Annotated in this window: 2 protein-coding genes; one reads left to right on the top strand and one right to left on the bottom strand. The window is 62.5% G+C overall.

Annotated features, from left to right (window positions below; all coding sequences use genetic code 11):
* The first annotated feature begins 149 nt into the window (after positions 1–149).
* Entirely contained in the window at positions 150–1,661 is a 1,512-nt protein-coding gene (gene glcD / locus NW815_RS11230; protein WP_414416018.1) for a glycolate oxidase subunit GlcD, read from the top strand.
* Between the two features lie 61 nt (positions 1,662–1,722).
* Here the strand turns inward: glcD and NW815_RS11225 are convergent, their stop codons facing one another.
* A complete protein-coding gene (locus NW815_RS11225) occupies positions 1,723–3,609 on the bottom strand; it encodes an AAA family ATPase (protein WP_414391104.1) in 1,887 nt (628 codons plus the stop codon).
* Positions 3,610–3,724: the final 115 nt, after the last annotated feature.

Raw genomic sequence — 3,724 nt, 5'->3', positions numbered from 1 at the left:
GGGGGGAAAGGGTAGAGCTCGTAGAGCTGCCGCACTTGGTTGAGGATTTGTTCGGCGCTGGGGGAGTTGGGCTGCATGGACTATCTGTTGGAGCCAGCAAGACTATAGTGACAATATCCCCCTCCCAAACTCCTGCTGAGCCTACTGTTATGAAAGTGCTTCGCACTGCCAGCGCAAAAACTTCTTCTCATCCTCTGCAAACCGGCCTCACCTTCGACTGGATTAGGCTGACGGCTGAGCTCAAAAAGATTCTGGATCCCCAGCGGGTGATCAGCAAGCCGGAGGAGCTGCTGGTTTACGAATGCGATGGGCTGGTCAGCTACCGGCAAAGGCCGGCGCTGGTGGTGCTGCCCCGCACAACAGAAGAGGTAGCGCAGGTGGTGAAGCTGTGCAGCCGCTACCAGGTGCCCTTCGTGGCGCGGGGATCCGGTACGGGCCTCTCAGGGGGAGCCCTGCCGGTGGAAAATAGCGTCGTCATCGCCACCACCCTGATGAAGCAGATCCTGGAAATCGATCTGGACAACCGCTGCATGGTGGTGCAGCCGGGGGTTATTAACACTTGGATTACCCAGGCCGTGGCCGCCCAAGGCTACTTTTATGCGCCGGATCCCTCTAGCCAGTCGGTTTGCTCCATCGGAGGTAATGTGGCGGAGAACTCCGGCGGTGTCCACTGCCTCAAGTACGGCGTAACAGCCAACCACATTCTCGGCCTGACGGTGGTGCTGCCGGATGGGGAGGTGGTGCGCTGGGGGGGTAAGCTCCCGGAGATGCCCGGCTACGACTGGGTGGGGCTGTTTGTGGGATCCGAGGGCACCCTGGGCATTGCCACCGAGATTACCCTGCGCTTGCTCAAGGCCCCGGCTCAAGTGCAGGTTTTGCTGGCAGACTTTGACAGTGTGGAAGCGGCGGGATCCACCGTCTCCGACATCATTGCTGCCGGGATCATCCCCGCCGGCCTGGAGATTATGGACAACTTCAGCATCAATGCCGTGGAGGATGTGGTGCAGTTGGGCTACTATCCGCGGGATGCGGCGGCCATTTTGCTGGTGGAGGTGGATGGGCTGGAACTGGAGGTGGAAGAAGCCGGCCAACAGGTGAGGGCGCTGTGCTTCAAAAATGGGGCGCGACAGGTGCAGGTCGCATCCGACCCGGAAGAGCGGGCGCGGGTGTGGAAAGGACGTAAGGCAGCATTTGCCGCCATGGGCAAGCTCAGCCCCAACTACTATGTCCAGGATGGGGTGATCCCCCGCAGCCGACTAGCCTTTGTCTTGAAGGAAATCGAGCGCCTCAGCCGCGAGTACGGCTATCCGGTGGCCAATGTGTTTCACGCCGGCGATGGCAATCTGCATCCCCTGATCCTCTACGACGAGTCGGTGCCGGGATCCCTGGAGCAGGTGGAGAAACTGGGGGGCGAGATCCTTAAGCTCTGCGTGCGCTTGGGGGGCAGCATCTCCGGCGAACATGGCATCGGGGCAGACAAACGCTGCTACATGCCGGAAATGTTTACGCCTGCGGATCTGGAGAGCATGCAATGGGTGCGGCAGGTGTTCGACCCCCAGCACATCGCCAACCCCGGCAAGATCTTTCCCACCCCCCGCACCTGCGGTGAGTCAGCCCACGCCCACAGCCAACCAGAATGGCAAGGGATCCCAGTCTTTTGATTTTGAAAGTTTGAAGGTGCTCCGAACCGCTGGCGTGATGGGAATAGCCCTCAGGCTGGGATCAGCCGGCTTGGCGTTGCTGCTGCAGCTCGGCAAAGGCTCGACAGAAGTCTTCCTGTCGGATGACCAGGGTTTTGGCATCCACCGTCTCGGAAGTGGCGCGGTGGCGGCGGATGGCGGCAATGGCGGCGCGGTTGCTGAGCAGGGCCAGGTCGGCACCACTCCAACCTTCGGTCTGCTCGGCCCACCCCTGTAAGTCCACATCAGGCCCCAGGGGACGCTTGCGGTTGTGAACGGCCAAAATTTCCCGTCGCCCGCTGCGATCCGGCAGCTCCACGCTCAGGTGCAGCTCCAACCTGCCGGCCCGGGTGAGGGCGGGATCCAAACTGGCTTTGCGGTTGGTGGCGGCCACCACCAATACCCCTTGGCTGGGGCGGATCCCGTCCAGCTCTGCCAGCAGCTGCCCCAGAACGCGGTCGCTGACCCCACTATCCCCGGAGTAGCTTCCCCGCGCCGGGGCGAGGGTGTCGATCTCGTCGATGAAGATGACACAGGGGGCGCATTGGCGGGCGCGGGCAAAAAGTTCCCGTACCGCCTGCTCGGAGGATCCCACCCATTTGCTCAAGAGCTCCGGGCCGGAGACGGCAATGAAGTTAGCCTTGGCCTGGGAAGCGATGGCTTTGGCCAACAGGGTTTTGCCGGTGCCAGGGGGGCCGCTGAGGAGGATGCCCTTGGGCGCTTGGGCCTGAGCCTGCTCGTACAACTCAGGGTGCAGCAGGGATCCCTCGATGGCCTCTTGCAAAATCTGCTTGGCGTGCTCCAGGCCGCCAATTTGATCCCAGCTCACCTGCGGGGATTCAATCTCCACCGAGCGCAGCACCGCCGGCTTCACCTGTTGCAGAGCCTGTTGAAAATCCGCTGCGGTTACCGTCAGGGACTCGGGGATGGGGGATCCCAAATCGGGCACCTGCCGCCGCAAAGCCGCATAGGCTGCTGCCTGGCACAGGCCCCGCAGATCTGCCCCCACAAAGCCCAGCGTCTGATCCGCCAGGCTGTCCAGATCCACATCCTCCGCCAAGGGCATGCCGCGGGTGTGGATGGCCAGGATCTCCCGCCGCCCCTCCCGGTCCGGCACCTTGAAGATCACCTCCCGATCAAAGCGCCCCGGTCGCCGCAGAGCCGGATCCAGAGCCTCGGGCCGGTTGGTGGCTGCCAGCACCACGATCCCCTTTTGGGCCACAAACCCGTCCATCAGCCCCAGCATCTGGGCCACCAGGCGTTTTTCCACCTCCCCCTCGACAGTGGCGCGGTTGGGCACTAGGGCATCGATTTCGTCAATAAACACCAGACAGGGAGCCGATTTGGCTGCCTTTTCAAACAGTTGCCGCAGGCGCGCCTCCGCCTCGCCGTAGTACTTGCCGATCAGCTCCGGGCCGACAATGGCGATGTAGTTCACCCCCAGGCTCTCGGCCAGGGCGCGGGCCGTCAGGGTTTTGCCGGTGCCGGGGGGGCCTACCAACAACACGCCGCGGGGCGGATCCAACCCCAGCTTGGCCAGCAGATCGGGCCGCTTGAGGGGGATCTCCACCATCTCCCGCAGCGCTTGGAGCTGTTCCCTCAGTCCCCCCACATCCTTGAGGCGTGGCCCAGCCCAAGACTCTGGGCGGTCGGCAGAAGTTGCTGGCGGGTCGGGCACAGCGGCCTTGGACGGTTCCTGGAAGCGAACCGCAGACATCACTTGGGGCTCGCTGCTCCAGGGGGGATCCCCCGTTTGGGCAGGGCTGCGGCGGCGGGGGATGGAGCCGGAAGGGGGAATAGAACTGCCCAGAGGACGGGCCTGGATGCGGACTTCGGTTCGCAGCTCTCCACTTTGCTTTTTCTCGTCCAGCTTCTGAGCCAGCTCGATCAACTGCTCAATGCCCTGTACAAAGTCACTTAAATTGGCCATAGCCGGGATTTTCCATCCACACAAGTTATCTGCAAATTGACCCGCCAGAGGTGCTAACTCATCCCCTGCCTGGCCAGCTCAGGTGAGGAGAGCATGACTCTAGTCAATAATAAGC

Source organism: Synechococcus sp. R6-7, assembly GCF_047461695.1.
Classification (GTDB): Bacteria; Cyanobacteriota; Cyanobacteriia; order Thermostichales; family Thermostichaceae; genus Thermostichus.
This window is presented reverse-complemented; position numbering and strand designations above follow the sequence as displayed.